28 protein-coding genes are annotated in these 25,567 nt (G+C 72.6%); 18 read left to right on the top strand and 10 right to left on the bottom strand.

Annotated elements, in window-relative coordinates:
• Position 1 precedes the first annotated feature (1 nt).
• Genes ACFHVL_RS21235 through ACFHVL_RS21200 form a run of 8 tightly spaced genes read left to right on the top strand, consistent with a single transcriptional unit; the run spans position 2 to position 8,776 of the window.
• On the top strand, positions 2-1,693 hold the full coding sequence (locus ACFHVL_RS21235) for an HAD-IIIA family hydrolase (RefSeq protein ID WP_416630083.1): 1,692 nt from the start codon (positions 2-4) through the stop codon (positions 1,691-1,693).
• Positions 1,690-2,664 carry a glycosyltransferase gene (locus ACFHVL_RS21230; protein ID WP_416630082.1) on the top strand — a complete coding sequence of 325 codons (975 nt, stop codon included), beginning with the start codon at positions 1,690-1,692 and terminating at the stop codon, positions 2,662-2,664. The genes ACFHVL_RS21235 and ACFHVL_RS21230 overlap by 4 nt, the downstream gene beginning before the upstream one ends.
• Positions 2,649-3,863 carry a glycosyltransferase gene (locus ACFHVL_RS21225; RefSeq protein WP_416630081.1) on the top strand — a complete coding sequence of 405 codons (1,215 nt, stop codon included), beginning with the start codon at positions 2,649-2,651 and terminating at the stop codon, positions 3,861-3,863. Before ACFHVL_RS21230 ends, ACFHVL_RS21225 begins: the two co-directional genes overlap by 16 nt.
• Position 3,864: 1 nt before the next feature.
• A complete protein-coding gene (locus ACFHVL_RS21220; protein ID WP_416630079.1) occupies positions 3,865-4,629 on the top strand; it encodes a D-sedoheptulose-7-phosphate isomerase in 765 nt (254 codons plus the stop codon).
• Complete coding sequence (locus ACFHVL_RS21215; protein WP_416630077.1) at positions 4,626-6,137, top strand: PfkB family carbohydrate kinase; 1,512 nt, start codon at positions 4,626-4,628, stop codon at positions 6,135-6,137. The genes ACFHVL_RS21220 and ACFHVL_RS21215 overlap by 4 nt, the downstream gene beginning before the upstream one ends.
• Entirely contained in the window at positions 6,134-6,829 is a 696-nt protein-coding gene (locus tag ACFHVL_RS21210; protein ID WP_416630075.1) for an SDR family oxidoreductase, read from the top strand. Before ACFHVL_RS21215 ends, ACFHVL_RS21210 begins: the two co-directional genes overlap by 4 nt.
• Positions 6,826-7,806, top strand: a complete 981-nt coding sequence (locus tag ACFHVL_RS21205) for a glycosyltransferase family 9 protein (protein WP_416630073.1) — start codon at positions 6,826-6,828, stop codon at positions 7,804-7,806. Before ACFHVL_RS21210 ends, ACFHVL_RS21205 begins: the two co-directional genes overlap by 4 nt.
• A complete protein-coding gene (locus ACFHVL_RS21200) occupies positions 7,790-8,776 on the top strand; it encodes a DNA topoisomerase IB (RefSeq protein WP_416630129.1) in 987 nt (328 codons plus the stop codon). Before ACFHVL_RS21205 ends, ACFHVL_RS21200 begins: the two co-directional genes overlap by 17 nt.
• On the opposite strand, the gene ACFHVL_RS21195 is transcribed toward ACFHVL_RS21200, so the two are convergent.
• From ACFHVL_RS21195 to ACFHVL_RS21180, 4 genes are all read right to left on the bottom strand, one after another.
• Positions 8,768-9,565 (bottom strand): TerC family protein, encoded by a 798-nt coding sequence (locus ACFHVL_RS21195; RefSeq protein WP_416630072.1) that lies wholly within the window; start codon positions 9,563-9,565, stop codon positions 8,768-8,770. The two genes, ACFHVL_RS21200 and ACFHVL_RS21195, sit on opposite strands and share 9 nt — an antisense overlap.
• 101 nt (positions 9,566-9,666) lie before the next feature.
• A complete protein-coding gene (locus ACFHVL_RS21190) occupies positions 9,667-10,176 on the bottom strand; it encodes a hypothetical protein (RefSeq protein ID WP_416630070.1) in 510 nt (169 codons plus the stop codon).
• Positions 10,177-10,249: 73 nt separating this feature from the next.
• Positions 10,250-11,887, bottom strand: a complete 1,638-nt coding sequence (locus ACFHVL_RS21185) for a RecQ family ATP-dependent DNA helicase (protein ID WP_416630068.1) — start codon at positions 11,885-11,887, stop codon at positions 10,250-10,252.
• A 47-nt stretch (positions 11,888-11,934) separates the two neighbouring features.
• Positions 11,935-12,069 (bottom strand): hypothetical protein, encoded by a 135-nt coding sequence (locus tag ACFHVL_RS21180; RefSeq protein WP_416630066.1) that lies wholly within the window; start codon positions 12,067-12,069, stop codon positions 11,935-11,937.
• A gap of 260 nt (positions 12,070-12,329) precedes the next feature.
• Here ACFHVL_RS21180 and ACFHVL_RS21175 point away from each other — a divergent pair, with 260 nt between their 5' ends.
• Positions 12,330-13,919 carry a glycoside hydrolase family 3 protein gene (locus ACFHVL_RS21175; RefSeq protein WP_416630065.1) on the top strand — a complete coding sequence of 530 codons (1,590 nt, stop codon included), beginning with the start codon at positions 12,330-12,332 and terminating at the stop codon, positions 13,917-13,919.
• On the opposite strand, the gene ACFHVL_RS21170 is transcribed toward ACFHVL_RS21175, so the two are convergent.
• Complete coding sequence (locus ACFHVL_RS21170) at positions 13,875-14,969, bottom strand: PQQ-dependent sugar dehydrogenase (RefSeq protein WP_416630064.1); 1,095 nt, start codon at positions 14,967-14,969, stop codon at positions 13,875-13,877. The genes ACFHVL_RS21175 and ACFHVL_RS21170 overlap by 45 nt on opposite strands.
• Positions 14,962-15,246 (bottom strand): GNAT family N-acetyltransferase, encoded by a 285-nt coding sequence (locus ACFHVL_RS21165; RefSeq protein ID WP_416630062.1) that lies wholly within the window; start codon positions 15,244-15,246, stop codon positions 14,962-14,964. The genes ACFHVL_RS21170 and ACFHVL_RS21165 overlap by 8 nt, the downstream gene beginning before the upstream one ends.
• A gap of 131 nt (positions 15,247-15,377) precedes the next feature.
• Here ACFHVL_RS21165 and ACFHVL_RS21160 point away from each other — a divergent pair, with 131 nt between their 5' ends.
• The 7 genes from ACFHVL_RS21160 to ACFHVL_RS21130 all read left to right on the top strand — a co-directional run bounded on the left by ACFHVL_RS21160 (position 15,378) and on the right by ACFHVL_RS21130 (position 19,597).
• Entirely contained in the window at positions 15,378-15,782 is a 405-nt protein-coding gene (locus ACFHVL_RS21160) for a hypothetical protein (protein ID WP_416630127.1), read from the top strand.
• Between the two features lie 101 nt (positions 15,783-15,883).
• The gene (locus tag ACFHVL_RS21155) at positions 15,884-16,705 is read left to right on the top strand and encodes a DUF1206 domain-containing protein (RefSeq protein WP_416630060.1); all 822 of its coding nucleotides are present in this window, start codon (positions 15,884-15,886) and stop codon (positions 16,703-16,705) included.
• A 95-nt stretch (positions 16,706-16,800) separates the two neighbouring features.
• Positions 16,801-18,048 (top strand): mechanosensitive ion channel family protein, encoded by a 1,248-nt coding sequence (locus tag ACFHVL_RS21150; RefSeq protein WP_416630059.1) that lies wholly within the window; start codon positions 16,801-16,803, stop codon positions 18,046-18,048.
• Between the two features lie 50 nt (positions 18,049-18,098).
• The gene (locus tag ACFHVL_RS21145; RefSeq protein ID WP_416630057.1) at positions 18,099-18,521 is read left to right on the top strand and encodes a phage holin family protein; all 423 of its coding nucleotides are present in this window, start codon (positions 18,099-18,101) and stop codon (positions 18,519-18,521) included.
• Entirely contained in the window at positions 18,518-18,823 is a 306-nt protein-coding gene (locus ACFHVL_RS21140) for a DUF3618 domain-containing protein (RefSeq protein WP_326554159.1), read from the top strand. Before ACFHVL_RS21145 ends, ACFHVL_RS21140 begins: the two co-directional genes overlap by 4 nt.
• Complete coding sequence (locus ACFHVL_RS21135) at positions 18,820-19,092, top strand: DUF4235 domain-containing protein (RefSeq protein WP_416630056.1); 273 nt, start codon at positions 18,820-18,822, stop codon at positions 19,090-19,092. The genes ACFHVL_RS21140 and ACFHVL_RS21135 overlap by 4 nt, the downstream gene beginning before the upstream one ends.
• A gap of 301 nt (positions 19,093-19,393) precedes the next feature.
• Complete coding sequence (locus ACFHVL_RS21130) at positions 19,394-19,597, top strand: cold-shock protein (RefSeq protein WP_088962828.1); 204 nt, start codon at positions 19,394-19,396, stop codon at positions 19,595-19,597.
• 150 nt (positions 19,598-19,747) lie between these two features.
• On the opposite strand, the gene ACFHVL_RS21125 is transcribed toward ACFHVL_RS21130, so the two are convergent.
• Complete coding sequence (locus tag ACFHVL_RS21125) at positions 19,748-20,734, bottom strand: aldo/keto reductase (protein ID WP_416630055.1); 987 nt, start codon at positions 20,732-20,734, stop codon at positions 19,748-19,750.
• A gap of 103 nt (positions 20,735-20,837) precedes the next feature.
• Here ACFHVL_RS21125 and ACFHVL_RS21120 point away from each other — a divergent pair, with 103 nt between their 5' ends.
• Positions 20,838-21,881: an adenosine deaminase gene (locus tag ACFHVL_RS21120; protein WP_416630053.1), complete on the top strand. Its 1,044-nt coding sequence runs from the start codon at positions 20,838-20,840 to the stop codon at positions 21,879-21,881.
• 13 nt (positions 21,882-21,894) lie between these two features.
• Here ACFHVL_RS21120 and ACFHVL_RS21115 read toward each other — a convergent pair whose 3' ends face one another.
• The 3 genes from ACFHVL_RS21115 to ACFHVL_RS21105 form a co-directional block, all read right to left on the bottom strand.
• Positions 21,895-22,161 (bottom strand): hypothetical protein, encoded by a 267-nt coding sequence (locus tag ACFHVL_RS21115; RefSeq protein WP_416630051.1) that lies wholly within the window; start codon positions 22,159-22,161, stop codon positions 21,895-21,897.
• Positions 22,162-22,432: 271 nt separating this feature from the next.
• Positions 22,433-23,836 carry an ATP-binding protein gene (locus ACFHVL_RS21110; protein WP_416630125.1) on the bottom strand — a complete coding sequence of 468 codons (1,404 nt, stop codon included), beginning with the start codon at positions 23,834-23,836 and terminating at the stop codon, positions 22,433-22,435.
• 29 nt (positions 23,837-23,865) lie between these two features.
• On the bottom strand, positions 23,866-24,555 hold the full coding sequence (locus ACFHVL_RS21105) for a response regulator transcription factor (RefSeq protein WP_416630050.1): 690 nt from the start codon (positions 24,553-24,555) through the stop codon (positions 23,866-23,868).
• A 73-nt stretch (positions 24,556-24,628) separates the two neighbouring features.
• Here ACFHVL_RS21105 and ACFHVL_RS21100 point away from each other — a divergent pair, with 73 nt between their 5' ends.
• Positions 24,629-25,567: an ADP-ribosylglycohydrolase family protein gene (locus ACFHVL_RS21100; protein ID WP_416630049.1), complete on the top strand. Its 939-nt coding sequence runs from the start codon at positions 24,629-24,631 to the stop codon at positions 25,565-25,567.

Genomic DNA, 25,567 nt, shown 5'->3' with positions numbered 1-25,567 from the left:
GATGTTTACTCGCCGCACCCCCGGGAAACGGAGCCAGGTGCGAAGCGAACAGATCAGTCGAAGCCGCGGGCTGTTCGACGCGGTGCTGTTCGACCGTGACGGGACACTCGTACACGACGTGCCGTACAACGGTGACCCGGCCCTGGTCCAACCGGTGCCCGGGGCCCGCGCCGCCCTCGACCGGCTGCGCGCCGCCGGTCTGCGCCTAGGCGTCGTCACCAATCAGTCCGGCCTGGCCCGGGGCTGCTTCACCATCGACGAACTGGCCCGGGTGCACGCGCGCGTCGAGGAACTACTCGGCCCGTTCGACACCTGGCATGTCTGTCCGCACGACGACCGCGACGGCTGCCGGTGCCGCAAACCGGCCCCCGGCATGATCCACGCCGCCGCCCGGGCCCTGGGCACCACCACCCAGCGCTGCGTCGTGATCGGCGACATCGGCCGGGACGTCACCGCCGCCGGGGCCGCCGGAGCCACCGCCATCCTGGTCCCGACCGAGGTGACCCGCCCCGAGGAGGTGGCCGCCGCGCCGGCCGTCGCCGGCGACCTCGCCGGCGCGGTCGACCTCGTCCTGCGCCGGCAGCGCATCGCCACCGCGCCCCGCCCCGGTGGCCGGCGCGCCCGGGTGCTCGTCGCGCGCTGCGACTCGGTCGGAGACGTGCTGGTGACCGGCCCGGCGATCCGGGCCGTCGCGGCCGGCGCCGACGAAGTCGTGATGCTCTGCGGCCCGCGCGGACGGGCGGCCGCCGAACTGCTGCCCGGCGTCACCGAACTGATCGAGTGGCCGTTGCCGTGGATCGACCCCGCTCCGCAACCGGTCGACCCGGCCGACCTGACCCTGCTCACCGACCGCCTGGCCCGCACCGGCGTCGACGAGGCGATCATCTTCACCTCGTTCCACCAGTCGCCGTTGCCCCTGGCCCTGCTGCTGCGGCTGGCCGGGGTGCGCCGGATCGCCGCGATCAGCGACGACTATCCCGGCGCGCTGCTCGACGTACGGCACCGGGTTCCGCCAGGCGTACCGGAGCCGGAGCGGGCCCTGTCACTCGCCGCCGCCGCCGGATACGCCCTGCCCGACACCGACGAGCCGACGCTGCAGCTGCGTCCCGGTTGTCTGCGACCCGCTGCGGATCGGCTCTCCGCCGCGGGAACCCTGCCCGACGAGGGCCAGGTGGCGGCGGCCGACCCCGGCCCCGCCGGCCCGCCGGGCTACGTGGTGGTCCACCCCGGGTCGTCCGTCGAATCCCGGGCCTGTCCACCGGAGCGCTGCGCCGATTTCGTCAGCGCCCTGCACGCCGCCGGACACCGGGTGGTCGTCACCGGTGGGCCGGGCGAACGGGCGCTGAGCACCCGGGTCGCCGGCCGGGACGGCATCGACCTCGGTGGCCAGACCTCGCTCGCCCGGCTGGCCGCGATCATCGCGCAGGCCAGCGCCCTGATCGTCGGCAACACCGGGCCCGCCCATCTGGCGGCGGCGGTCGGCACCCCGGTGGTCAGCCTGTTCGCACCGACGGTGCCGTTCGGCCAGTGGGGACCGTACCGGGTGCCGTGGGTGCGGCTGGGCGATCCGGTGGCCGGCTGCCGCAACACCCGCGCCGCCCGCTGCCCGGTGCCCGGCCACCCCTGCCTGTCGTCGGTCTCCCCGGACCGTGTCGTCGACGCGGTCCGGCTGATCTGCGGGACGGTCGGATGAACATCCTGCTCTGGCACGTCCACGGGTCATGGACCACCGCCTTCGTACACGGAAAGCACCACTACCTGGTCCCCGTCACCCCGGACCGGGGTCCGTACGGGCTGGGCCGGGCGCGGACCTACCCCTGGCCGGACAGCGTCACCGAGGTTCGCCCCGGCCAGCTCGCCACCGCCGACGTCGACCTGGTCGTCCTGCAACGTCCCGAGGAGCTCGACCTCGCCACCAGCTGGCTCGGCCGCTCCGTCGGCCGCGACGTGCCGGCGATCTACGTCGAGCACAACACACCGAAGGGCGACGTCCCCGCGACCCGCCATCCGATGGCCGACCGTGACGACCTCACCGTCGTGCACGTGACCCACTTCAACGACCTGTTCTGGGACACCGGCGGCACCCGGACCCGGGTCATCGAGCACGGCATCCTCGCGCCGACCGCCCGCTACAGCGGCGACCTCGACCGGTTCGCCGTCGTCACCAACGAACCCGTCCGCCGCCGCCGGATCACCGGCACCGACCTGATGCCCCGGTTCGCCCAGGTGGCGCCCCTCGACGTGTACGGCATGGGCGTCACCGGCCTGCCCGAGGCGCTCGGCCCGGCCGGACCGCGGGTCGCCGTCCACGACGACCTGCCGCAGGCGGACATGCACCGCGAGGTGGCCCGCCGACGGGCCTATCTGCACCTGTGCCGGTGGACCTCGCTCGGGCTGAGCCTGATCGAGGCGATGGCGATGGGCATGCCGGTGATCGTGCTCGGCACCACCGAGGCGGTCGCCGCGGTGCCGCCGTCCGCCGGGGTGCTCGCCACCCGGGTGCAGTCCCTGGTCGACGCCGCCCAATGGCTGCTCGACGAGCCGGCCGCCGCCCGCCGACTCGGCGACGGAGCCCGGCGGGCGGCGCAGGACCGTTACGGACTGGACCGGTTCCTCGCGGACTGGGACGAGCTGCTGGAGGAGGCGCTATGCGCATCGCGATGATCTCGGAGCATGCCAGCCCGCTCGCCGCACTCGGCGGGGTGGACGCCGGCGGCCAGAACACCCACGTCGCCGAACTGTCCACCGCACTTGCCGACGAGGGCCACGAGGTGCGCGTCTACACCCGGCGCGACTCCCCAGAGCTGCCCGAACTGGTGCAGTTGGACAACGGCGTGGCGGTGGTGCACGTGCCCGCCGGGCCGGCCGAGCACATCGCCAAGGACGATCTGCTGCCGTACATGGCGGACTTCAGCCGGTGGCTAGCCGGCCAGTGGAGCCAGGACTGGACCCCGGCGGTGGCGCACGCCCACTTCTGGATGAGTGGCCTGGCCGCGGTCGCCGCCGGCCGGCCGACCGGGGTGCCGGTCGTGCACACCTATCATGCGTTGGGCACTGTCAAACGCCGTCACCAAGGGGCGATGGACACCAGCCCGCCGCGGCGCATCGGCTACGAGCGGGCGCTGGGGCGCAGCGTCGACCGCGTGATCGCCCAGTCCCAGGACGAGGTCGCCGAGCTGATCCGGATGGGGGTGCCACGGGGCCGGCTGTCGGTGGTGCCGTCCGGGGTCAATGACCGGACGTTCGCCCCGGACGGCCCGGTGGCCGACCGGGGCGCCGACCGGCACCGGGTGCTGACCGTCGGTAGGCTGGTCGCCCGCAAGGGGTTCCAGGACGTGATCCGGGCCATGCAGCTCGCGCCGGACGCCGAATGCGTCGTCGTCGGTGGTCCGCCTCCAACTGAGCTCGACGCCGACCCGCAGGCCCGCCAACTGCGCCAACTCGCCGAGGCCTGCGGAGTCGGCGACCGGGTCCGACTCGTCGGCGGGGTACCGCGCGAGGAGATGCCGCGCTGGTACCGGTCGGCCGACGTACTCGTCGCCGCCCCCTGGTACGAGCCGTTCGGCCTGACCCCGTTGGAGGCGATGGCCTGTGGCGTGCCGGTGATCGGCACTGCGGTCGGCGGGCTCACCGACACCGTCGTCGACGGCCTCACCGGCGACCTGGTCCCGGCCCGCGACCCCCGGGCGCTCGGCATGGCGATGCGCCGGCTGCTCAGCGACCGGGTGCGCCGCTTCGCGTACGCGACGGCGGCGCTGGACCGGGCCCGGCAGTGCTATTCGTGGCAACGCGCCGCAGCACAGCTGACCGCGATCTACGGCGTGGTCAGCGGGGTGCGCCAGCCGAGCCGGGTGGTGGCGTGAGGTGACCGACGCGGACGCGTTGCTAGACGCCCACCTTGCCGGGCTGGCCGAGGCGCTGACGCCGTACCGCCAGGTGGCGTCCCTGCTGGGCCGGTGGGGCGCGGAACTGGCCTGGACGCTCGGCCACGGTGGACGGCTGCTGGTGGCCGGCAACGGCGGCAGCGCCGCCGAGGCGCAGCACCTCGCCGCCGAACTGGTCGGCAAGCTGCGCGACGACCGGACCCCGCTGTCGGCGATCGCGCTGACCGCCGAGACCTCGTCGCTCACCGCGATCAGCAACGATTTCGGCTTCGACGAGGTCTTCGCCCGGCAGGTACGCGCACACGGGCGGCCCGGCGACATCCTGCTGCTGCTGTCCACCAGCGGCCGCAGCGCGAACCTGCTCGCCGCCGCGCACGCCGGCCATCAGGCCGGGCTGCGGTGCTGGGCCTGCACCGGGCCGGCACCGAACCTGCTGGCTGAGGCGTGTGACGAGGTGCTGGCGGTGCCGGCCGCCGACCCGCAGGTGGTGCAGGAACTGCACCTGGTCAGCGCGCATCTGCTCTGCGAGTACGTGGACCGCACGCTGCCCAGCGTGTTGGGCCTGGTCGGCGCGGTGACCGGTGGGCTCACCGCCGACATCCCGGACAGCGTCGGCGCGGTGCCACCGGCGGCGGCGCAGCCACCAGGCATCGCGCCGGCCCCGGTCCGGTCCGCGCCGACCCCGGCCGGGGCGGCGACGGTCTCCGGGCTCCCGGTGGTCGACTCCAGTGGCGGCCGGCCATGACCGCCGCGCCGATCGTCATCGTCGGCGACACCCTGCTCGACCGCGACGTCGACGGCGCGGTCACCCGGGTCTGCCCGGACGCTGCCGCCCCCGTGCTCGACGAGCGGTACGTCGACGACCGGCCCGGCGGCGCTGGCCTCGCCGCGGTCCTCGCCGTCGGGCAGGGACATCCGGTGGCGCTGGTCAGCGCCTTCGCATCCGACGCCGCCGGTGCCCGGCTGGCCGCATTGCTCAGCGCCGCCGGCATCGATCTGCATCCACTGCCGCTCGGCGGCGCCACCGCGGAGAAGATCCGGCTGCGCACTCGGGGCCAGGTACTGCTACGCCTGGACCGGGGCGGCCTCGGCGCCATCGGTGGCGCGCTGTCACCGGCCACCGAGGAGTTGCTGGCGTCGGCGGCGGCGGTGGTGGTGAGCGACTACGGCAGGGGAGTGGCGCGGCTGCCGGCGCTGCGTGCCGCGCTGGCCGCCACCGCCGCGCCGGTGGTGTGGGATCCGCACCCCCGGGGGCCGGCCGCTGTCGCCGGTGCCCGACTGGTCACTCCCAACGAGACGGAGGTCCGGCAGCTGACCGGCCAGCCGGTCGCCGACAGCCGCGTGGCCACGGCGACGGCCGGCGCGGACCAGCTGCGCCGCCGCTGGCGGGCCGGGGCGGTCGCGGTCACGATGGGCGGCGACGGCGCGTTGCTCTGCCACACCGGCAGCGTCCCGCTGATGGTGCCCGCCCCGGCCAGCGCGGACGGCGACACCTGCGGTGCAGGGGACCGGTTCGCCACCGCTGCCGCGCTTGCCCTGGCCGGCGGCGCGCTGGTCTCCGAAGCGGTTCAGACGGCGGTGGAGCGGGCTTGCCGGTACGTCCTCGACGGTGGAGCCGCCGGGGTGCGCCGGCTGCTTGCCGACGACCACGACCGGTCGGTCGGTCCGGTCCGGTCCGGTCTCGCCGACTCGGCGCACCCGACAGCGGAGTTCGACGCGGCCGTCACCGGACAACGGATCGGGCACCAGGCGGCCGGCGAGTTCGCCGCCCGGGTCCGCGCCAGCGGCGGCACGGTGGTTGCCAGTGGCGGCTGCTTCGACCTGCTGCACGCCGGGCACGTGACGGCGCTGCAAGCCGCCCGGCAACTGGGCGACTGCCTGATCGTGTGCGTCAACTCCGACGTCAGTGTGGCAAGACTCAAAGGGCCGGGCCGCCCGGTGGTGACCCAGCGGGACCGGGCCCGATTGCTGGCCGCACTGGGCTGCGTGGACGCGGTCGTGATCTTCGACGAGGACACCCCGCACGCGGTGCTGAGCTGGCTGAGGCCGGACATCTGGGTCAAGGGCGGCGACTACGCCGGTGACGGTGCCGGCCAGCCGGATCTTCCCGAGGCCGGCCTGCTGCGCCGGTGGGGCGGACAGACCGCGATCGTGCCGTACCTCGACGGCCGTTCCACCACCAACCTGATCGCCATGGCCCGTGCCCGCGGCGTCCCCGACGGCCACGTCGAACTACGCAAGGAGCCCGCGTGACGAACAATCCCAGCGGTCCAGCGGTACTGGTCACCGGCGGCGCGAGTGGCCTGGGCGCCGCTGTCGTCGCACTGCTGGCCAAGTCCGGCTACCGCCCGTGCGTCATCGACCGGCGGCAACCGACCGACGGGGTGCCGTGGATCGAGTGCGACCTCGCTGACACCCGGGCGGCCGAAGCCGCCACCCGGAGCCTCGCCGAGCAGCTCGGTGGAATGGGGGCGGTGGTCACCGCCGCCGGGATGGACGTCCCCGGCCGCCTCGCCGACCTGCCGGCGCAGATGTGGGAGCGGATCGTCACCGTTGACCTGCTGGCCACCGCCGCGGTGATCCGGGCCGCGCTGCCCTGGCTGACCGGTGCCGGCGGATCGGTCGTCACGATCGCCTCGACCCTCGGGGTGAAGGCGGTCAGCGACGCGACCGCCTACTGCGCGGCGAAGTTCGGGGTGGTCGGCTTCACCCGGGCGCTGGCGGCGGAACTCGCCGGAACGGTCGGGGTGACTCTGCTGATACCCGGGGGGATGCGGACCGCGTTCTTCGACGACCGCGTCGCCCAGTACCGGCCGGGCGTCGACGCCGCCCTCAACGAACCCGGCGACGTGGCGGCCGCGGTGCTGTTCGCGCTGCAGCAGCCGGTGGGCTGCGCGGTACGGGAAATGGTCATCTGCGCGGACCAGGAATCGTCGTACCCGTGATCCTGGTGCTGCGGGCCCTCGGCATCGGCGATGTGGCCACGGTGGTGCCGGCATTGCGTGGACTGCGTGCCGGGTTCCCGGCGACGCCGATCGCCCTGGCCGCACCGGCTGTTCTCGCTCCGCTGGTCGACCTGATCGACGCGGTGGATCGGCTGGTGCCGCTGTCCGGGCTGGACACGGTGCCGGCGCTCGACGCCGTGCCGGACTGGGCGGTCAACCTGCACGGCCGGGGCCCGCGGTCGCATCAACTGCTGCGGGCGACCCGGCCCGGGCGGCTGTGGGCGTACGAGTGCCCACAGGCGGCGCACTCCGACGGCCCGCTGTGGCGCGACGACGAGCCCGAGGTGTCGCGGTGGTGTCGGCTGCTGGCCTGGTACGGCGTCGACACCGACCCCGCCGACCTGCTGCTGCGCCGGCCACCACCGGACCGGGTGCAGGTCGGGGTGACCGTGGTGCATCCGGGCGCGGCGTCACCCCGTCGGCGCTGGCCGGCGGAGCGGTTCGCCGAGCTGGCCCGGCGGCTCGTCCGAGCCGGGCATCGGGTGACGGTGACCGGTTCGGCGCGGGAACGTCCGCTCGCCGAGGCGGTGGCGGCCGGTGCCGGACTACCGGCGACGGCGGTCTGCGCCGGACGGATGGACCTGTCCCGGTTCGTGGCCCTGCTGTCGCATGCCCGCCTGCTGATCGCGGCGGACACCGGGGCCGCTCATCTGGCCACGGCGTTCGCGGTGCCGTCGGTGCTGCTGTTCGGACCCACCTCGCCGACACGCTGGGGGCCGACGATCGACCGTCGGCGGCACCGGGTGCTGCAGTATCCGGCGTTGTCGCGCGGTACCGAGGAGCCGGGGGTGGTCGACGGCGAGCCGGTGGAGCTGGTGGGTCCGCCGGAAGCGGTGGATCCGGCGATGGCGGCGATCTGTGTCGGCGAGGTACTCGACGCCGTCGAGCAGGTGGAACGTGCTGCGGCTGCGGCGTAGCGACCTGAATCGGCCGGGGTACCGGCGACACCGGCGGGGACGCGCCACGACCTACCTCGACGCGGCGGGCCGCCGGATCAGCGACCCGCAGGAGCTCGGCCGGCTGCGGGACCTGGCGATCCCACCGGCCTGGCGGGACGTGTGGATTTGTCCGGACCCGGTGGGGCACGTCCAGGCGGTGGGGGTGGACGCCGCCGGCCGGCGGCAGTACCTGTACCACCCGCAGTGGCGCATCCGGCGGGACACCGCGAAGTTCCAGCACGTACGGCAGGTCGCGGACCGGCTGCCCCGGCTGCGGCGGCGGATCGCGACCGACCTGCGCGGCGACGGACTGTGCCGGGAACGGGTGCTGGCCGCCCTGGTGCGTCTGCTCGACCTGGGCATGTTCCGCATCGGCAGCGACCAGTACGCGGCCGGCGACGATCCGACGTTCGGGCTGGCCACGCTGCGGTCGACGCACACCAGGGTCGGCCGGGGGTGCGTGATTCTGGAGTTTCCCGCCAAGGGCGGGGTGCCACAGGTACGGCAGATCGACGACGAGCAGGTGTGCGCGGTGCTGCGGGCGCTGCGCCGCCGCCGTCGGGGCGAGCAGCGGCTGTTCTGCTACTGGGACGGCCGGCAGTGGCGGGACGTGCGCAGCGACGAGATCAACGACTACCTGCGTCGGGCGAGTGGCACCGAGATGACCGCCAAGGACTTCCGTACCTGGCACGCGACGGTGCTGGCCGCGACTCGACTCGCCGGGGGCGGGGTGCCCCGCTCGGCGGCGGCGCGCCGCCGAGCGGTGGCCTCGGTGATGCGGGAGGTCGCGGGGCTACTCGGCAACACCCCCACCGTCGCCCGCGCGTCATACGTCGACCCGCGGGTCGTCGAACTGTTCCACCGCGGCCGGGTGGCTCGCCTCGGTGCCGGCGAGCCCACCCGTACCGCGGCCGAACAGGCGGTGCGGCGGCTGCTGCCGTTACGCTGACGGCCGCTGGCCGTCGCCGGTGGCGGCCGGTGCCGGTGGCTCCTTGACGAAGGTCGGGTGCAGGTTGACCGGCTTCGCGTCCGGCAGCTTGCTACGCGAGCGCAACCGCAGGTTCAGCATCTCGACGAAGATGGAGAACGCGATCGGCCCGTACACGTAGCCCTTGGGGATGTGCTGGCCGAGCCCTTCCGCGATGAGGCTGCCGCCGATGATCAGCAGGAACGACAGCGCGAGCATCTTCACGGTGGGGTGCCGATTGACGAAACCGCTGACGGCTCCCGCCGAGACCAGCATGATGATCATCGCGATGACGACGGCGGCGACCATGATGAACAGCTCGTCGACCATACCGACCGCGGTGATCACCGAGTCGAGCGAGAAGACCACGTCCAGCACCAGGATCTGGGCGATCACCCCGGCGAACGACGCGGTCTTGCCGCTCTTGCCGTGATCCGTGCCCTCCAGATGCTCGTGAATCTCATAGGTCGCCTTGGCGAGCAGGAAGCCGCCGCCGAGCAGCAGGATCACATCCCGACCGGAGATCTCCATTCCGAACACGGTGAACAGCGGGGCGGTCAGCCCGATCACCCAGGACAGCGAGGCGAGCAGCAGCAGCCGGGTGATCAGGGCCAGCGAGATACCGACGGTGCGCGCCCGAGCCTGCTGATGCTCGGGTAGCCGCCCGGCGAGGATCGAGATGAACACGACGTTGTCGATGCCCAGCACGACCTCGAGCAGCAGCAGGGTCGCGAAGGCGATCCACAGCTCGGGGCTGGTCAGAAGCTCCATGATGCTCCCAGGGGAGGGGGGTCCACCGGGCCTCGACCGGCCCGCGATCCAAGACCGTACTGGGGCGGGTCAAGATCGAGCGCACCGGTGGGTACGGGAAGTCAGTCGTTGAGTACGTGGGCGAGACGGTCGCGGAACCTCCGCTCCGACTCGGTCACCGTCTCGTCGCCCAGGCCCAGCACCCCACCGGTGGTCGCGGCGCCCACCACCTGCTCCGCGATGCCGACCAACCAGTGCTTGTAGGCCCCGGCCTCGCCGTCGTCGACCCGGTCGGCGAGCAGCTTGGCCGCCTGCCCGGCCCGGGCCAGCACGTCGGCGATCAACGCCTGTGGGTCGGCCGGCTCGATCACCGGCAGCTCCTCGCCGGTCTCCGGGTCGCCGACCCGGGTGACCAGTTCGGTGGCGACCGCGGTGACCAGCGGGCTGGCCGTCTCGCGGCCGGTGCCGATCGCCTCCAGGCCGGCGGCGTTCTCGGCGCGGGTCCGTCGCCCGCTGTCGGCCTCGGCCGCGCTCGCCGCGGTCAGTACCGCCTGCGGCAGTCCGACCAGCAGCCCCCACTCCTCGTCGGAGAATCCGAGCTCGGTGTACACCGGCAGGTCCGTCACACTCATGCCCCTCTCAACAAACGGTCCGCCGGGCGGGCTGCCCGACGCGGGCCGAGCCGCGCTGCGGCTCAACGTCGCCTCACCGCGGCTCGGCGGCCAGTAGGCCCTGATCGCTGACCACCGGCACCGACAACGTCTTGTATCCGACACCGTCGAAGAGCACCGTCATCCGATCCTCCTCGTAGCCGAGAACCATGCCGGCACCCCACTCGGCGTGTCGCACCATACTGTGCACCGGGAACGGGCCGCTGGCCCCGTCGTCCGCGACGCTGGTGCCGGCGTGGCAACTGTCACAGTGACCACAGACCTCCGCCATGTGCTCACCGAAGTAGGCCAGTAGCGCCTGGCTGCGGCACCCGGTCGCCTCGGCGAACGCCCGCATCATGTCGGTCCGGGACCGCTGCAGTGTCTGCCTGCGCTGGGCCGCCGTCACAGCGTCGGCGGCTGCCAGCGCGGGCAGCGGCGCGTACGGCGGGCGGACGACCCGGCTTCCGGCGACGGTCCGCGCGGCGCCGACCTCTTCCAACAGGGCCAGCAGCTGGCCGAGTCGGCGGGTGCCCAGCCCGGTGCGTTCGCCTAGCTGCTTGCGGGTGGTGGGGCTGGTGTCCAGCAGGGCCGCGAGGTCACGCAGGTCGTCGTGTTCGGGCGGACTGGTGGTGAAGTAGCGTTGCAGTCCGATGTCCTCGGCCCGCCACAGCAGCAGCGACCGGGACGGATCGCCGTCGCGGCCGCCGCGGCCGATCTCCTGCAGATAGCTGTCCGGAGAGTCGGGCAGTGCGGTGTGGACCACCCATCTCACGTCGGGCTTGTCGATGCCCATCCCGAACGCGGAGGTGGCCACCATGATCGGCACGAGCCCGTCGAGGAACTCCTCGTGCAGGCGTTCCCGTGCACCGGCGGCCATGCCGCCGTGATAGCAGCGGGCCGGATGCCCCGCTGCGGCGAGGCGATCGGCGAACTCCTCGGCCGCCCGGCGGGTCGGCACGTAGACGATGCCGGGTGGCCGCTCGACGTCGAGCAGGGCGAGTAGCCGGCGCCACCGGTAGTCCTCGGTCGGGCAGTGCGCGACCTCCAGGAAGAGGTTGCGTCGGTCCAGGCCGGCGACCACCAGATGGGGATCGGTCAGGCCGAGTCGGGCGACGATGTCCTCGCGTACCGGCGGTGAGGCGGTGGCGGTGAGCGCGACCACCGGTGGGCGGCCCAATTCGCGGACCAGATGCCCGATGGACAGGTAGTCGGGGCGGAAGTCGTGACCCCACGCGGAGATGCAGTGCGCCTCGTCGACCGCGACCAGGGACGGTTTGAGATCACGTACGTCCGCCAGTCGGTCCGGGTCGCAGAGCTGTTCCGGAGTGGTGAACAGGAACCGGGCCTGGCCGCGGCGTACCTGGTCGAGCGCGGCCTGCCGCTGCGTTGGGGTCTCCGCCGAGCTGATCCGGACCGCGCGTAGGTCGGCCTGGTTCCGGTCGTTGAGCGCGGTGATCTGATCCTGCTGCAGGGCGAGTAGCGGGGAGATCACGACCGTCGGACCCGTCAGCATGCTGGCCGGTACCTGGTAGACGGCGGACTTGCCGGCTCCGGTCGGCAGCACCACGAGCGCGTCGCGGCCCTTGAGTAGCGCGCGCATCGCGCCGAGTTGTCCGGGTCGCAGTGCCGACCAGCCGAAACGCTGTCGGGCCGCGCGGCGCAGGCGGGGTGAGTGCAGGGGCAGCTTCATCGGAAGCCATGGTTACCCGGCGGCGGCGGTGATCAAACAGCGCCGGCTCAGCGGCCCTTGCCGAACATCGACCGCAGGGCGGCCATCAGGAGCAGGACGCCGAGGACCGCGCCGACCACCTGGACGCCGGGAATGTCGTGCCAACTGACGTCTTCGGCTGCGAACAGGACGACCGGTGCCATCTGCGCACTGTCCCACACCGTTGTCCGTCGGGCGACAGTGTGTTCCGCGGACCTGCCCGCCCTCGCGGTCGACGCCGGGGCGAACCGCCCCGCCGAGCCGGGTCCCGGCTAATAGGAAGGTTTATTGACTAATAGATTCGGGGGTGTGACCATTGTCTGCGGCCAACCCGGACCGGCCGGATGCGCGCGAGGCCCCACGCCGATGGTCGCCGGGCGGCTCGCGTGATCCCACCACCGATTCGAAGGAGCGTGCCTGCCGCATGGTCGACTCCAGCCCGAGCCTGCGGCGCATGGCGGCCACCGTGCTGCAGCCCGGATTCACCGGAACCACCGCCCCGGACTGGGTGCGGCAGTGGATCGCAGCCGGTCTGGGCACCGTCGTGCTGTTCGCCCGAAACGTCACCGACGCCGCCCAGGTCGCCGCGCTCACCGCGACACTTCGCGCCGAGCGTCCGGACATCCTCGTCGCCATCGACGAGGAGGCCGGTGACGTCACCCGGCTCGAGTCCCGCCGGGGCAGCTCCCGTCCCGGGAACCTGGCGCTGGGCGCGGTGGACGACCCCGCGCTGACCGAACAGGTCGCCCACGACCTGGGACAGGAACTGGCTGAGGCCGGGATCACCATCAACTACGCACCGGTCGCGGACGTCAACTCCAACCCGAACAACCCGGTCATCGGCGTCCGGGCGTTCGGTGACGACCCGCACCTGGTCGCCCGGCACACTGCGGCCTGGATCCGGGGCATGCAGGGCTCCGGGGTCGCCGCGTGCGCCAAGCACTTCCCCGGCCACGGCGACACCAGCGTCGACTCGCACGTGGCGGTGCCCCGTATCGGCGCCGACCGGATCCGGCTGGACGCCGTCGAGCTCGCACCGTTCCGGGCGGCCATCGCCGCCGGCAGCCAGACGATCATGACCGGGCACCTGCTGGTACCGGCGATCGATCCGGTCCGCCCGGCGACTCTCAGCCGTGCCGTCCTGGTCGACCTGCTCCGTGACGAACTGGGCTTCACCGGCGTGGTGGTCACCGACGGGATCGAGATGAGCGCGGTCACCGCCCGGTTCGGCCTGGCCGGCGCGACGGTACGAGCGCTCGCCGCCGGCGTCGACGCGGTCTGCGTGGGCGGTGAACACGCCGACGAGGCCACCGCCCGACTGCTGCGCGACGCCATCGTCGACGCGGTGACCGCCGGACAGTTGCCGGCCCAGCGACTGGCCGAGGCGGCCGAGCGGATCGAACGACTCGCCGACTGGACCGCACGGCGGCGCACGACGCTGGCCGACGGGGCACCGTCGGCCAGCGCCGACGCTCCGGCGCGACCCACGGTGGGGCTCACCGCCGCCCGCCGCGCCGTCCGGGTCCGGGCCGACGGCACCCTGCCCCTACGGGGACAGCCGTACGTCGTCGAGTTCGCGCCACCACACAACATCGCCACCGGCGCCGAGACCCCCTGGGGTCTGCGCGAGCCGTTGACCAGACGGCGACCCGGAACGGTCACCGTCCGGCTGACCGAAGTCGATCTCGGCCGGACACCCGACCCGGTACTCGCCGCCGCCGATGGCCACGCGCTGGTCCTGGTGGTCCGGGACCTGCACCGCCACCCGTGGATGTCGGCCGCCGTCGACCAGCTGCTGGCCGCGCGTCCCGACGCCGTCGTGGTCGAGATGGGCGTCCCGGTCCGGGTCACCGGCGGTACCCACCTGTCCACGTACGGAGCCAGCCGGGCCAACGCCGAGGCGGCGGCGGAACTACTCGCCGGCCCCGCGCCGGTCGGAATCGAGCCGGCGGAGCCGGGCCGGGCCCGCTCAGCCGGTGATACGCAGGATCCGGTCGTCGTCCACGACGGGTGAACCACGACCGTCCCGGTTGGACGTCAGCGCCCACAAGGTACCGTCCGGTGCCGTCACGACATGTCGGAGTCTGCCGTACTCGCCGCTGATCAGCGTCTCGGCCCCGGTGCCATCCGCCTCCACCCGGTACAACCGTTCGCCCCGCAGGCAGGCCAGCCAGAACCGGCCCTGATGGAAGGCCAGCCCGCTGGGGGAGGCATCGCGTGGTGCCCAGGTCGCCACCGGGTCGATGAACTCCGCCAACTCGGCGACGCCTTCGGCGGTCGGCCAGCCGTAGTTGCCGCCAGCCTCGACCCGGTTCAACTCGTCATGGCGGTTCTGGCCGAACTCGCTGGCGAACAGTTGCCCGTCCGGCCCCCAGTCCAGACCCTGGACGTTGCGGTGCCCGAGACTGAACACCGGCGAGTCCGGGAACGGGTTGTCCGGCGCGGCCGATCCGTCCGGTGCCAGCCGTAGGATCTTGCCGGCCAGGCTCGCGGGATCCTGCGCGGCACCCCGGTCGCCGGCGTCACCGGTGCCGGCATACAGCATCGCGTCCGGACCGAAGGCGATCCGGCCGCCGTTGTGCGTACTGGACCGGGGGATACCGGTCAACACCGGCTCGGGGGTGCCCGCCGCGCCGTCCGGCTCGATCCGCAGCCGGACGATGCGGTTGTCGTCGGCCGTCGTGTAGTACAGGTAGACCCAGCGGTCGGTCGCGAACTGCGGGGAGACCGCGACGCCGAGCAACCCGCCCTCGCCGCCCGGGGCGGCGTCGGCGATCGTGGTGACCTCCCGGATCGTGCCCTGGCCGTCGACCGCCAGCAGCCGGGCGCTGTCCCGCTCGGTGACCAGCGCGGTGCCGTCCGGCAGGAACGCCAGATCCCACGGGGCCACCAGCCCGGTGGCGACCACCTCGACGTCAGCCGACGCCTCTGGGGCGTCGGAGATCGTCGGGTCGCTGAACCAGCCGAGCCAGCCGCCGACCGCCAGCACGGCGGCGGCCAGCGCGACCACCGTGGCCAGCGCGACCACCGTACGTAGTGTCCGTTGCCGGTCGGCCTCAGCCACCGGCGACCAGCGCGGCGAACTCCGGGTGCCGCTCGATGTAGGCGGCGATGAACGGGCACTGTGGCACCACCAACTCGCCGCGTTCGCTGATCCGGGTGAGCAGCCCGTGCGCGAGCGCGTCGCCGGCGCCCTGTCCCCGGTGGGCCGGGTCGATCTCGGTGTGCGTCACGACCACCGTGCCGGGTGTGATCCGATAGGACGCGAAGCCGGCCAGACCGTCGTCGACGAGGATCTCGAACCGGTGGCGCGCCGGATTGTCCTCGACCAGAAACGTCACGCTGGGCACCTCCTGGACCGGGGATCGGGCGGCCCTCCGCCGTCCCGCTACCGGGCCGAGCCTAGCCGGCCGGCCCGGCCCGGGCGCGCCGGCCGCAGGTAGTACCGCGTCGGTACCCTTGACCCGTGACGATCTCACCCCCGGCTCCGCCGGCCGCCGAACCTCCCGGCACCACCGTCCAGACCTCCCCGTTCGCCGGTCGGCGCCCCGGCCGAGGCGGCCGCTGGGCCGCCGGGTTCGCCGCGTTGACGCTCGGCGCGGCGCTGCTCGCCGGCTGCAGTTCCGAGGGGGCGAGCACCGACTGTGGGCTGGACGCATGCACGGTCACCTTCAACCGGGGCGTCGACGCGCGGGCGAGTTTCCTCGGCATCGACGCGCGACTGATCAACGCCGAAGGGGACCGGGTCACCGTGGAGGTGGCCGGCGAGCAGGTGACCCTGACGGTGGGGGAGCAGGCCACCGAGGTGGGTGGGTTCGCGGTCAGCCTGGAGCGGGTCACCGAGTCGGAGGTGGCGATCCAGGTCACCCGCCAGTAGGCCATCACCGACCGGTCCGGCGGTGCCTTCGCCCCACCGGCAGGTCTGGCGATGGTCGCGAACAGGTTTGGCGATGGTCGCGAACGGTCATTGAAGCGCCCATGCCGAACACCCGAGACGCCCGACGCACCGCTCACCAGGTTGGCGACAGTCGTTGGCTGGAGCTGCTCGCCCGAGGCGGGTTCATTGGCTACGGACTGGTCCACCTGCTGGTGGCCTGGCTCGCGGTGCAGATCGCCTTCGGCCGACCAGCCGCCGACGGTGACCAGTCCGGTGCCCTGCGGACGCTCGCAGAGCAGCCGCTCGGTGGGGTGCTGCTGATCGGCGTCGCGGTGGGACTCGCCGCGATGGCGCTCTGGCAGGGGATCGAGGCGGCTGTCGGCCACCGGGTCGAGCAGGGCACCGACCGCATCCTCGAACGGGTGCTGTCGGCCGGGCGTACCGCGGTCTACCTCTCGTTCGCCTGGACGGCCGTGCAGGTGTTCCGCGACGCCAACGCCGACAGCGCGGACCAGCAACAGGCGATGAGTGAGCGGGTGATGTCCGCTCCTGGCGGACAGTGGCTGGTCGGCCTGGCCGGCGTGGCACTGGTCGGGGTCGGTGCCGGGATGGCGTTCAACGGAGCGACCCAGCGGTTCGCCAAGCACCTGGCGACCGGGGACATGAGCGCCAAGGTACGCCGGACGGTCTGCCGGCTCGGTACGGTCGGCTACCTCGCCAAGGGTGTGGCGTACGGCACCGCCGGTCTGCTGGTGGTGGTCGCCGCCGTCCAGTACGACCCGGAGCGGGCCCGGGGCCTGGACGCGGCCCTGCACACCCTGCGGGAGCAGGCGTTCGGCACCATCCTGCTGTGTCTGGTCGCCGCAGGCTTCGCTGCGTTCGGCGTCTTCTGCTTCGCCCAGTCGCGCTACCGCAAGGTCTGAACCTGGCCGGTTCGACTGGCGGAACCCTTCCACCGCGGGCACTCTTGGCGGTTCGTCCCCCCAGATGACCGCAACCCGTGAAGGGAGAACAATTCGTGCACCCGGTTGTGACGACGGCGTTGGTGACCGTTGCCGCTGCGCTGTTCGCGAACACCCTGGTGGTGATCAACCACCGGATCGTGCGCCGACTCGGCCGGCGGTCGGTCCTGCTCGCCGAACTCGCCACCCACGCGCATCGACCGATGCTGGTCGCCGCGACGGTCGCCGCGATCCAGTTCGCGGTGCGCTTCTCCACCGGGTACGCGGTGGGCGAGCCGTGGCGCCGGACGACGCTGCATCTGCTGGTCCTGGCGACCATCGCGTCCGGCGCCTGGCTGGTCGGCGCGGTGCTGCTGGCGATGGAGGACACTACGCTGGCGCGGTTCCGGGTCGACGTACCGGACAACCGCCACGCGCGCCGGCTGCACACCCAGGTGGTGATGCTGCGCCGGGTGACCATCGCGGTGATCGTGCTGCTCACCGTCGGGGTGATGCTGATGACGTTTCCGGCGGTACGCGGCATCGGCGCGAGCCTGCTCGCCTCTGCTGGTGTGATCGGTGTGGTCGCCGCGCTGGCGGCGCAGAGCGTGCTCGGCAACGTGATCGCCGGCCTGCAGTTGGCCTTCAGCGACGCGGTGCGCATCGACGACGTCGTCGTGGTCGAGGGTGAATGGGGCCGGATCGAGGAGCTGACGCTGAGCTACGTGGTGCTGCACATCTGGGACGACCGTCGGCTCATCCTGCCGACTTCCTACTTCACCACCAAGCCGTTCCAGAACTGGACCCGTACCCGCGCCGCGGTGCTCGGCACCGCCGAGTTCGACCTCGACTGGTCGGTGCCGGTGCAGGCGATGCGCGAGGAGTTGCGCCGCCTGGTGGAGAGCACCGACCTCTGGGACGGGCGGGTGTGCGTGTTGCAGGTGACCGAGGCCACCGGTGGCACGGTGCGACTGCGGGCGCTGGTCAGCGCGGCCGATTCGCCGAGTTTGTGGGATCTGCGGTGTCTGGTCCGTGAACATCTGGTCCGCTGGGTACGCGACCAGCGGCCGACCGCCTTGCCCAGGTGGCGCGCGGAGGTCGGCGACGGTCGGGAGCTGCTGGACTGGCTCGATCTGCGTCGCCGGCCGGCCGGCGACGTCCGGGCAGCGGATGCCGACCGGGCTCCCGACGACGCCCGGGAACTCGACGGCGACCCACCCGACGACGCCCGGCTGTTCGGCGGCGGGGCTGAAGGCGAGGCCAGGGCGTCGGTCTTCGTCGGTCGGGACGAAACAGCTGGCCAGGATCGCCGCCAACAGGATTGATCAGGTGCCGGGCCGGGCATATAGCGGCGAACAGCGGGAAAGGAGGCACCATGGCCGACGTCTTGCACCGGCCGCCCGCCGAGCAGTCCACCGCGGAACTCGTTCAGCAGGCCGGCGAGCAGTTGTCACGGCTGGTGCGCGATGAACTCGCGCTGGCACGTGCGGAATTGACGGAGAAGGGGAAACACGCCGGCTTCGGCATCGGCCTGTTCGGTGGCGGCGGCGTCATCGCGCTCTACGGCCTGGGTACGTTGATCGCCGCCGTGGTGCTGCTGCTCGGCCTGGCGTGGCCGCCGTGGGTGGCGGCGCTGGTCGTGGCGTTGGCGCTGTTCATGGTGGCCGGCGGGCTGGCCTTGGCCGGCCGGCGGCAGGTGCGCCAGGCCGCGCCACCGGTGCCGACCGCGGCAGCGGACAGCGTGCGTGCCGACGTGACGGTGGTCAGCGCGGCGATGAAGCGGGGGCGGCAGCCGTGACGGCCAACAACGGTAGGAACGGCAACGGCACCGGCGACCTGGACCTGCTACGGGCCGAGATCCGGCAGACCAGAGCCGAGCTGGGACAGACCGTGCAGGCGCTGGCGGCGAAGACCGACGTGAAGAGCCGGGTACGGCTGGGCGCCGCCCGTACCGGCCAGCGACTGCGCGACCAGGCGGGGCGGGCGGTGGCCGACGCGCGGCGAACCGACTTGCGCGGCGCGGTACCGGTGATCGTGCTGACCGGCGTCACGTTGACCGCCGTCGTGGTGTGGCTGATGACCAAGGGGAGGCGCCGGTGAGCAAGTCGATCAACAAGTTGGCCTACCGTCCGGTGGGACTCGTGCTGGGGATGGCGGCCGGCGCGTTGGCCGGGGCGATCTTCCATCAGGTGTGGAAGATCGCGGCCGGTCACGACGAGGTGCCCAGCGCGATCGACGAGGAGCGTGGCTGGGGGGAGATCCTGGCCGCCGCGGCCCTGCAGGGCGCGATCTTCTCGGCCGTTCGCGCCGCGGTGGACCGGGGTGGTGCGACCGGGGTACGGCGGCTCACCGGCCACTGGCCGTCATGACTGCCTCGATGGCAATCGTATGATCAACTTGACCAGCTCAACAGCGGTAAGCGGGTGGCGTGACCGGGGACTATTTCGGTCCGCCACGACCGCGTGAACGGCGTCTCAGGTCACATGTAGGAGACGTTCGTCAGGTAGGCTGTGCGAAGTTTTTGCGTACGTGGTTTGCTTTCCACGCTGTTGCGAGACAGCGTGGGTTGAGAAGACCTCCTTCACCGGAGGCCACCTCAGGCGCCGCTGCTCGAAAACGGCCAACCGGCCGCACGGCGTGCTTGGCCGCCAGTTTCAGAAGGAGATACACATGGCGCAGGGAACCGTGAAGTGGTTCAACGCAGACAAGGGCTTCGGCTTCATCACCGTCGACGGCGGGGGTGCTGACGTGTTCGTCCACTTCTCGGCCATCCAGTCCAGCGGCTACCGGTCGCTGGAAGAGAACCAGCGGGTCGAGTTCGAGATCGCCCAGGGCCAGAAGGGCCCGCAGGCCGAGCAGGTCCGCCCCATCTGACCCCAGCCGCCGGTCTGTGCCGGCGCTTGGGCCCGAATCGACCCGCAACGGTCGTGACAAGAGCCCCGTATCCGGCCGGATACGGGGCTTCTTGGGCTCTTCGGCTGCGCTTCTGCGGCGGGCTACGGGGGTCTGTGAGCCGGCCGAGACTCACCAGCGGTGGTGCACCTGCGGCCGGATCAGTTCGTCGTAAATCGCCACCACCGACCGCCGGGTCGGTTCGTCGATGGGCCCCAGCGCGCCGGCGGCGGCGTTGTCCCGGGCCTGCTGCGGGTTACGGGCACCAGGGATCGCGACCGTCACACCCGGCTGGTCGAGAATCCACCGCAACGCGAACTGTGCCATGGTCGCCGGTGCCGGCACGAGCGGTGCCAGGCGACGCACCGCGGCCAGCCCGGTGGTGAAGTCGACACCGGAGAACGTCTCCCCGACGTCGAACGCGGCACCCTCGCGGTTGTAGTTGCGGTGGTCGTCGGCGGCGAAACTGGTCTGCTCGTCGTAGCGACCGGACAGCAGCCCACTGGCCAGCGGCACCCGGGCGATGATGCCGACGCCGGCCGCCGCGGCTGCCGGCAACACCTGTTCGAGCGGCTTGAGCCGCAACGCGTTGAGGATGATCTGCACGCTGGCCACGCCCGGTCGGGCGATCGCGGCGAGCGCCTCGGCGACCGTCTCCACACTCACCCCGTACGCGGCGATCCGCTTCTCCGCCACGAGGGTGTCCAGCGCGTCGTAGACGGCGTCGGTGTGCAGCACCTCGGTCGGCGGGCAGTGCAGCTGGACGAGGTCGAGAGTGTCGACGCCGAGATTGGCCCGGGACCGGTCGGTCCAGGCACGAAAGTTGTCCAGCACGTACGCGGACGGCTCCTGCGGCACCCGGCGACCCATCTTCGTAGCGACGAAGAGATCGCCGCCCGCCGCCGACTCCCGGAGAAACCGGCCGATGATCCGCTCACTGCGCCCGTCGCCGTACACGTCTGCGGTGTCCAGGAACGTGGTGCCGGCCTCGACCGCCGCGGCGAGCGTGGCCAGCGCGTCGTCCTCGCTGACCGTCCCCCAGTCCGCGCCGAGCTGCCAGGCACCCAGACCGATCACACCTACCGTGCGGCCGAGCCGCGGAAACGCACCCTTGTCCACCAGCAGAGCCTAGACGACAATGCGAACGGTACGCTCGGCGAAGCCGGTCGAGCGCCGTAGATCACCGCAGTGGCGCCGGTCCCGGGGAGAGGACGAGCGCACGATGAGCCAACTTCCAGCAGCAACGCCTGAGCTCTTGGCGTTCATCGCCGGCCTGCCGAAGGTCGAGCTGCACGTCCACCACGTCGGGTCGGCATCGCCGCGAATCGTCGCGGAGCTTGCCGACCGGCACCGGGGCAGCTCGCCGGTGCCGGCCGATCCGGCGGCGCTCGCCGACTACTTCGTGTTCCGCGACTTCGCCCACTTCATCGAGATCTATCTGAGTGTGGTGGATCTGATCCGCGACGAGGAGGACGTCTGGATCCTCACCCACGAGGTGGCCCGGGAGTTGGCCGCCCAGCAGGTCAGGTACGCCGAGTTGACGGTCACGCCGTACTCACACGTACGCCGGGGGATCCCGGCGCCGGCGTTCTGTGCGGCGATCGAGGACGCCCGGCTACGGGCCCGCGCCGACTTCGGCATCGAGCTGCGGTGGTGTTTCGACATCCCTGGTGAGGCCGGGTTGGCGGCGGCGGAGGAGACCCTACGGATCAGCCTGACCGAGGCACCGGACGGGCTGATCAGCTTCGGTCTCGGCGGTCCGGAGATCGGCGTCCCCCGGCCACAGTTCAAGCCGTACTTCGACAAGGCCCGAGCCGCCGGGCTGCACTCGGTGCCACACGCCGGTGAGACCACCGGGCCGCAGACCATCTGGGACGCCCTGCGTGAGCTGCACGCCGAACGCATCGGCCATGGCATCTCCTGTGTGCGCGACCCGCAGCTGGTCGAGTTCCTGGCGCAGCGGCAGATTCCACTGGAGGTCTGCCCCACGTCGAACGTACGCACTGGCGCGGTCGCCACGCTGGCCGAGCACCCGCTCGCCGAGATGGTGGCGGCCGGCCTCCTGGTCACCATCAACTCGGACGACCCGCCGATGTTCGGCACCACCCTCAACGAGGAGTACGCGGTCGCCGCCGCGTTGCTGGGTGGCGGAGTGCAGCAGCTGGCCGGTCTGGCCCGCAACGCGGTCACCGCGTCGTTTCTGCCGGTCGCCGATCAGGCACGGCTGCTCGCCGAGATCGACGCTCACCGGTCGGCGAGCAGCTGACTGGGAGTCGCGGCTAGCTGGCGTACGTCCCGGCGTAGCTCGGGTCCTGCCAGCAGGCGAGCACCGCGACGACAAGTGCGCTGACCACCGCGACCCAGCGCAGCAGCTGCCGGGAGGTGATCAGCGCGGGTTCGTCCTCGGCGGTGGCCGTTGGATCGTCCGCCGGCGGGCCGGACGGATCAGGGCCGGGTGGCGGGCCGGACGGATCAGACGGGCCGGTGCTGTCCTTCTGCCCGTCCCGCCGGGTCCCGGTCGGGGAATTCCGAAGCGGCGGTGGCACGTCAACCTGCCTCTGTCCAAGGTGGGCGCGCGGCGGGACGACGATGTTGGGGGACCGGGCCCCGCCGCGCGCAGGCGACCCTGGACCGGGAAATCGGGACGGTACTGCGGGCGACGGTCCAGGGACGCCGATGGGTTCGTGAGCAGATGCTGTCACCAAGGGGTCGGCGTGCGGAACGACGTTAATCCAGACCTAAGGAAGACTTGCGCCAGCCAAGACCGCAGCGTTACCTGACGGTGTGGCCGCCGGGCTCACGGTGTGTCGGCCTGGCTCAGTCCGGGGTCAAGACGCCTCGACCCCGGCCCTGGCCCCGGTCGCGATCGCGGTCCCGCTCCCGGGCCAGCCGCCCGACCAGCCCGAACCTGCTGACCTGACGCGGCGGCGCGGCCTCGGCGTCGGCGAGCAGCATCACCACGCTGGCGCCACCGAGCCGCGCCCGGTCCAGGCTCACCGAGCCGTTGGCCTGCATCGCCACCCGGCGGGCGATGTCCAGGCCGAGTCCGGTCGAGCCCTGGTCGCTGGCGCCGCGCCGCAGCGCCCGGTCCGGGTTGGCGATACCCGGGCCGGCGTCGTCGACCCGGATCGCGACGTAGCCGTCCCGACGGGAGACGGCGACCTCGAACGCGGTGCCCTGCGGGGTGTAGCGGAACACGTTGCCCAGTACCGCGTCGAGGGCCGCGGCGAGCTCCGCTCGGGGCACCGGCACCGGAGTCCGCAGCTGAGCGCCGATCACGTCGTACGGTCGGTTCTGGTCACCGGCCAGCGCCGACCAGAAGACCATCCGGTCGCGGACCACCTCGGCGACGTCGCAGCTGCCCGGCCCGGCCTCCACGCTCACCGTCTTGCGGGTGGTGTTGATCAGGACGTCGACCTCGCCCTCGAGGGTGACGATCGCCTGACGGATCCGGCGGATGGTACGCCTACGGTCCAGCTCGGCCTCGCTGAACGAACCGACGCTGGTGTCGTCGGAGTCGAGGGCGTCGGCGTCCAGCCGCAGCACGGTCAGCGGGGTGCGTAGCCGGTGGGACAGGTCGGCGACGAGTTCCCGCTCGTCGGTGCGCGACGCGACCAGCCGGTCCGCCATCCGGTTGAAGGCGTATCCGGCCTCGGCCAGTTCGCGTGGTCCGCTCGGCTGGATCCGTACCCCGAGATCGCCGTCGCCGACCGCCATCGCCGCCTTGACCAGACCTTGGGCCGAGGCGACGGCGCGGGCGGCGATCCGGTCCACCACGATGACCGAGCAGACCACCAGGCCGGCGGCGATCGCCACCAGCAGCAGCCAGGTGCCGGCCGCACCCTGGTTGAGCTCGGCGTCGGAGACGAACACCTCGATGACGGTCGCGGCGTCGCCGACGGTGACCGGCTCCAGCCGCAGCACTCCACCGTCGGCCGCGACCACCACCGGCTCGGTCCCGGCGGCGGTTTCGGCGACGTCCTGGGTGTCGGCGCGGGCGGTACCGCCAAGTTCGAGCCCGTGTACCACGGGCTGGCGCTGCGCGCTGTCGCCGAGGCTGGCGATCGCCGCCCGTACCGTCTCGGGGTCGTTGCTGATCGCCAGCGCGCCGCTGACCACTGCGGCCCGCCGGGCGGCGTCGGCCAGTGCCTGCTCACGGGTCTCCTGCTGCAATTGCAGACCCAGCGGGATCAGGAAGACCAGCGCGATGATCGACGTCATGCCGGCCCCGAGGTAGGCCAGCGCCAACCTCAGTCGGGTACCACCAACCGGAAGCCGACCCCCCGCACGGTGCGCAGGTAGCGCGGCTTCGCTGCGGATTCGCCCATTTTGCGGCGAAGCCAATAAAGATGAACGTCGATGGTCTGGTCCTCGCCGACCGACGGCTGCCGCCATACCTCCTCCAACAGCTCTCGGCGGGAGACTACCCGCCCAGGTCGGGCTGCCAGGTAGGCCAGCAGGTCGAATTCCTTCCGGGTCAGCGCCAGCGCCTCGCCGTCCAGCGTCGCGCTGCGCTCGCCGACGTCGACCCGTAGCCCGCCCACCTCGTGCACGGCCGGCGTCACCGAGCGGCTGGCCCGGCCCGCCCGGCGCAACACCGTGGTTATCCGGGCGTCCAGGTGCGCGCCGGTGAACGGCTTGACCATGTAGTCGTCGGCTCCGGCACGCAGCAGCCGAACGATCGCCTGCTCGTCGTCGCGCGCGGTGGCGATGATGATCGGTACGTCGGTAATGCCCCGGAGCATCCGCAGCGCGTCCGCGCCATCGAGATCCGGCAGGCCCAGGTCGAGCACGACCAGGTCAGGGGTTTCCGCCGCGACCCGGCGCAGTGCGTCCAGCGCGGTGCCGACCGCGTGCACCGCGTGCCCACGATCGGCCAGCGAACGCAACATGGCGCCGCGCACGACGTGGTCGTCCTCGACCAACAGCACCGTAGCCACCACACGACCGTACTGCCCCTGGCAAGTCGGGGTCATTGCGGTCAGCCGACGCCACCGGCATGATCGCACGGTAATGACGTTCACGCTCTACGACGACGTCCGTCTGGGCTTCGCCCGCGACAGCCTGGCCGGGCTGTCGGTCGGCGACGCGCTGGGCGAGCGGTGCGTGCGCGGCCGGCATCCCGCAGCCGCGCTCGCCGCCGGCCAGCTCCCCGCGCCGCCCTGGACCTGGACCGACGATACCGAGATGGCCTGCGTCCTGGTCGATCTGCTCGGCACCGGCGCCGCCGCCGGCCGGATCGACCGCGACCGGCTGGCTGCCGGGTTCGCCGCCCGGCACGACCCGGCCCGCGGCTACGGCCGGGGCGCGGCCGACCTGTTGCGGCTGGTCCGAGACGGTACGCCGTGGCCGGTCGCCGCGTCGACCGCGTTCGACGGCCAGGGATCCTGGGGCAACGGCGCGGCGATGCGGGTCGCGCCACTGGGCGCCTACTACGCCGACTCGCTCACCCGGGCCGCCGGTGCGGCTGCGGCCAGCGCCGAGGTGACCCACGCACATCCCGATGGCATCGCCGGCGCGGTCGCGGTCGCCACCGCCGCCGCGTTCGCCGTCCGCGCCCGCGTCGGCGGCCGCCGGCCGACCCCGGGCGAGGTGGTCGACGCCACCTGCGCCGCCGTCGATGCCGGCAGCGCCGTACACCGCGGACTGCGCCAGGCGCGGCGGCTCATCGGACGCCCGGTCGCCATCGCGGCCGAGGAGCTCGGCAACGGGTCGACCTGTGCGGCGGCGGACACGGTGCCGTTCGCCATCTGGGTGGCCGCCCGGCACCTGGACGACTATCCGGCCGCGATCGTCGCGTGCGTCGCGGCCGGCGGCGACGTGGACACCATCGCCGCGATCACCGGTGGGGTCGTCGCCGGCTACGTCGGCTGCGGGGGGCCCGGCGGGGTGCCGGACGACTGGCTGGCCGCCCGAGAGCCGCTTCCGGCCTGGATACCTCGACCGGGCTGA

It is taken from the genome of Micromonospora sp. LOL_023, from assembly GCF_048060115.1.
GTDB lineage: Bacteria > Actinomycetota > Actinomycetes > Mycobacteriales > Micromonosporaceae > Micromonospora_E.
This window is presented reverse-complemented; position numbering and strand designations above follow the sequence as displayed.

Coding starts and splice junctions, on each gene's coding strand:
- ACFHVL_RS21180 (WP_416630066.1), bottom strand. CDS start 12,069: ATGGCACCGGTCGTCCTGTTCGCAGCCGAAGACGTCAGTTGGCACGAC.
- ACFHVL_RS21230 (WP_416630082.1), top strand. CDS start 1,690: ATGAACATCCTGCTCTGGCACGTCCACGGGTCATGGACCACCGCCTTC.
- ACFHVL_RS21155 (WP_416630060.1), top strand. CDS start 15,884: ATGCCGAACACCCGAGACGCCCGACGCACCGCTCACCAGGTTGGCGAC.
- ACFHVL_RS21100 (WP_416630049.1), top strand. CDS start 24,629: ATGACGTTCACGCTCTACGACGACGTCCGTCTGGGCTTCGCCCGCGAC.
- ACFHVL_RS21120 (WP_416630053.1), top strand. CDS start 20,838: ATGAGCCAACTTCCAGCAGCAACGCCTGAGCTCTTGGCGTTCATCGCC.
- ACFHVL_RS21190 (WP_416630070.1), bottom strand. CDS start 10,176: ATGAGTGTGACGGACCTGCCGGTGTACACCGAGCTCGGATTCTCCGAC.
- ACFHVL_RS21195 (WP_416630072.1), bottom strand. CDS start 9,565: ATGGAGCTTCTGACCAGCCCCGAGCTGTGGATCGCCTTCGCGACCCTG.
- ACFHVL_RS21185 (WP_416630068.1), bottom strand. CDS start 11,887: ATGAAGCTGCCCCTGCACTCACCCCGCCTGCGCCGCGCGGCCCGACAG.
- ACFHVL_RS21110 (WP_416630125.1), bottom strand. CDS start 23,836: ATGACGTCGATCATCGCGCTGGTCTTCCTGATCCCGCTGGGTCTGCAA.
- ACFHVL_RS21235 (WP_416630083.1), top strand. CDS start 2: ATGTTTACTCGCCGCACCCCCGGGAAACGGAGCCAGGTGCGAAGCGAA.
- ACFHVL_RS21225 (WP_416630081.1), top strand. CDS start 2,649: ATGCGCATCGCGATGATCTCGGAGCATGCCAGCCCGCTCGCCGCACTC.
- ACFHVL_RS21175 (WP_416630065.1), top strand. CDS start 12,330: ATGGTCGACTCCAGCCCGAGCCTGCGGCGCATGGCGGCCACCGTGCTG.
- ACFHVL_RS21145 (WP_416630057.1), top strand. CDS start 18,099: ATGGCCGACGTCTTGCACCGGCCGCCCGCCGAGCAGTCCACCGCGGAA.
- ACFHVL_RS21215 (WP_416630077.1), top strand. CDS start 4,626: ATGACCGCCGCGCCGATCGTCATCGTCGGCGACACCCTGCTCGACCGC.
- ACFHVL_RS21130 (WP_088962828.1), top strand. CDS start 19,394: ATGGCGCAGGGAACCGTGAAGTGGTTCAACGCAGACAAGGGCTTCGGC.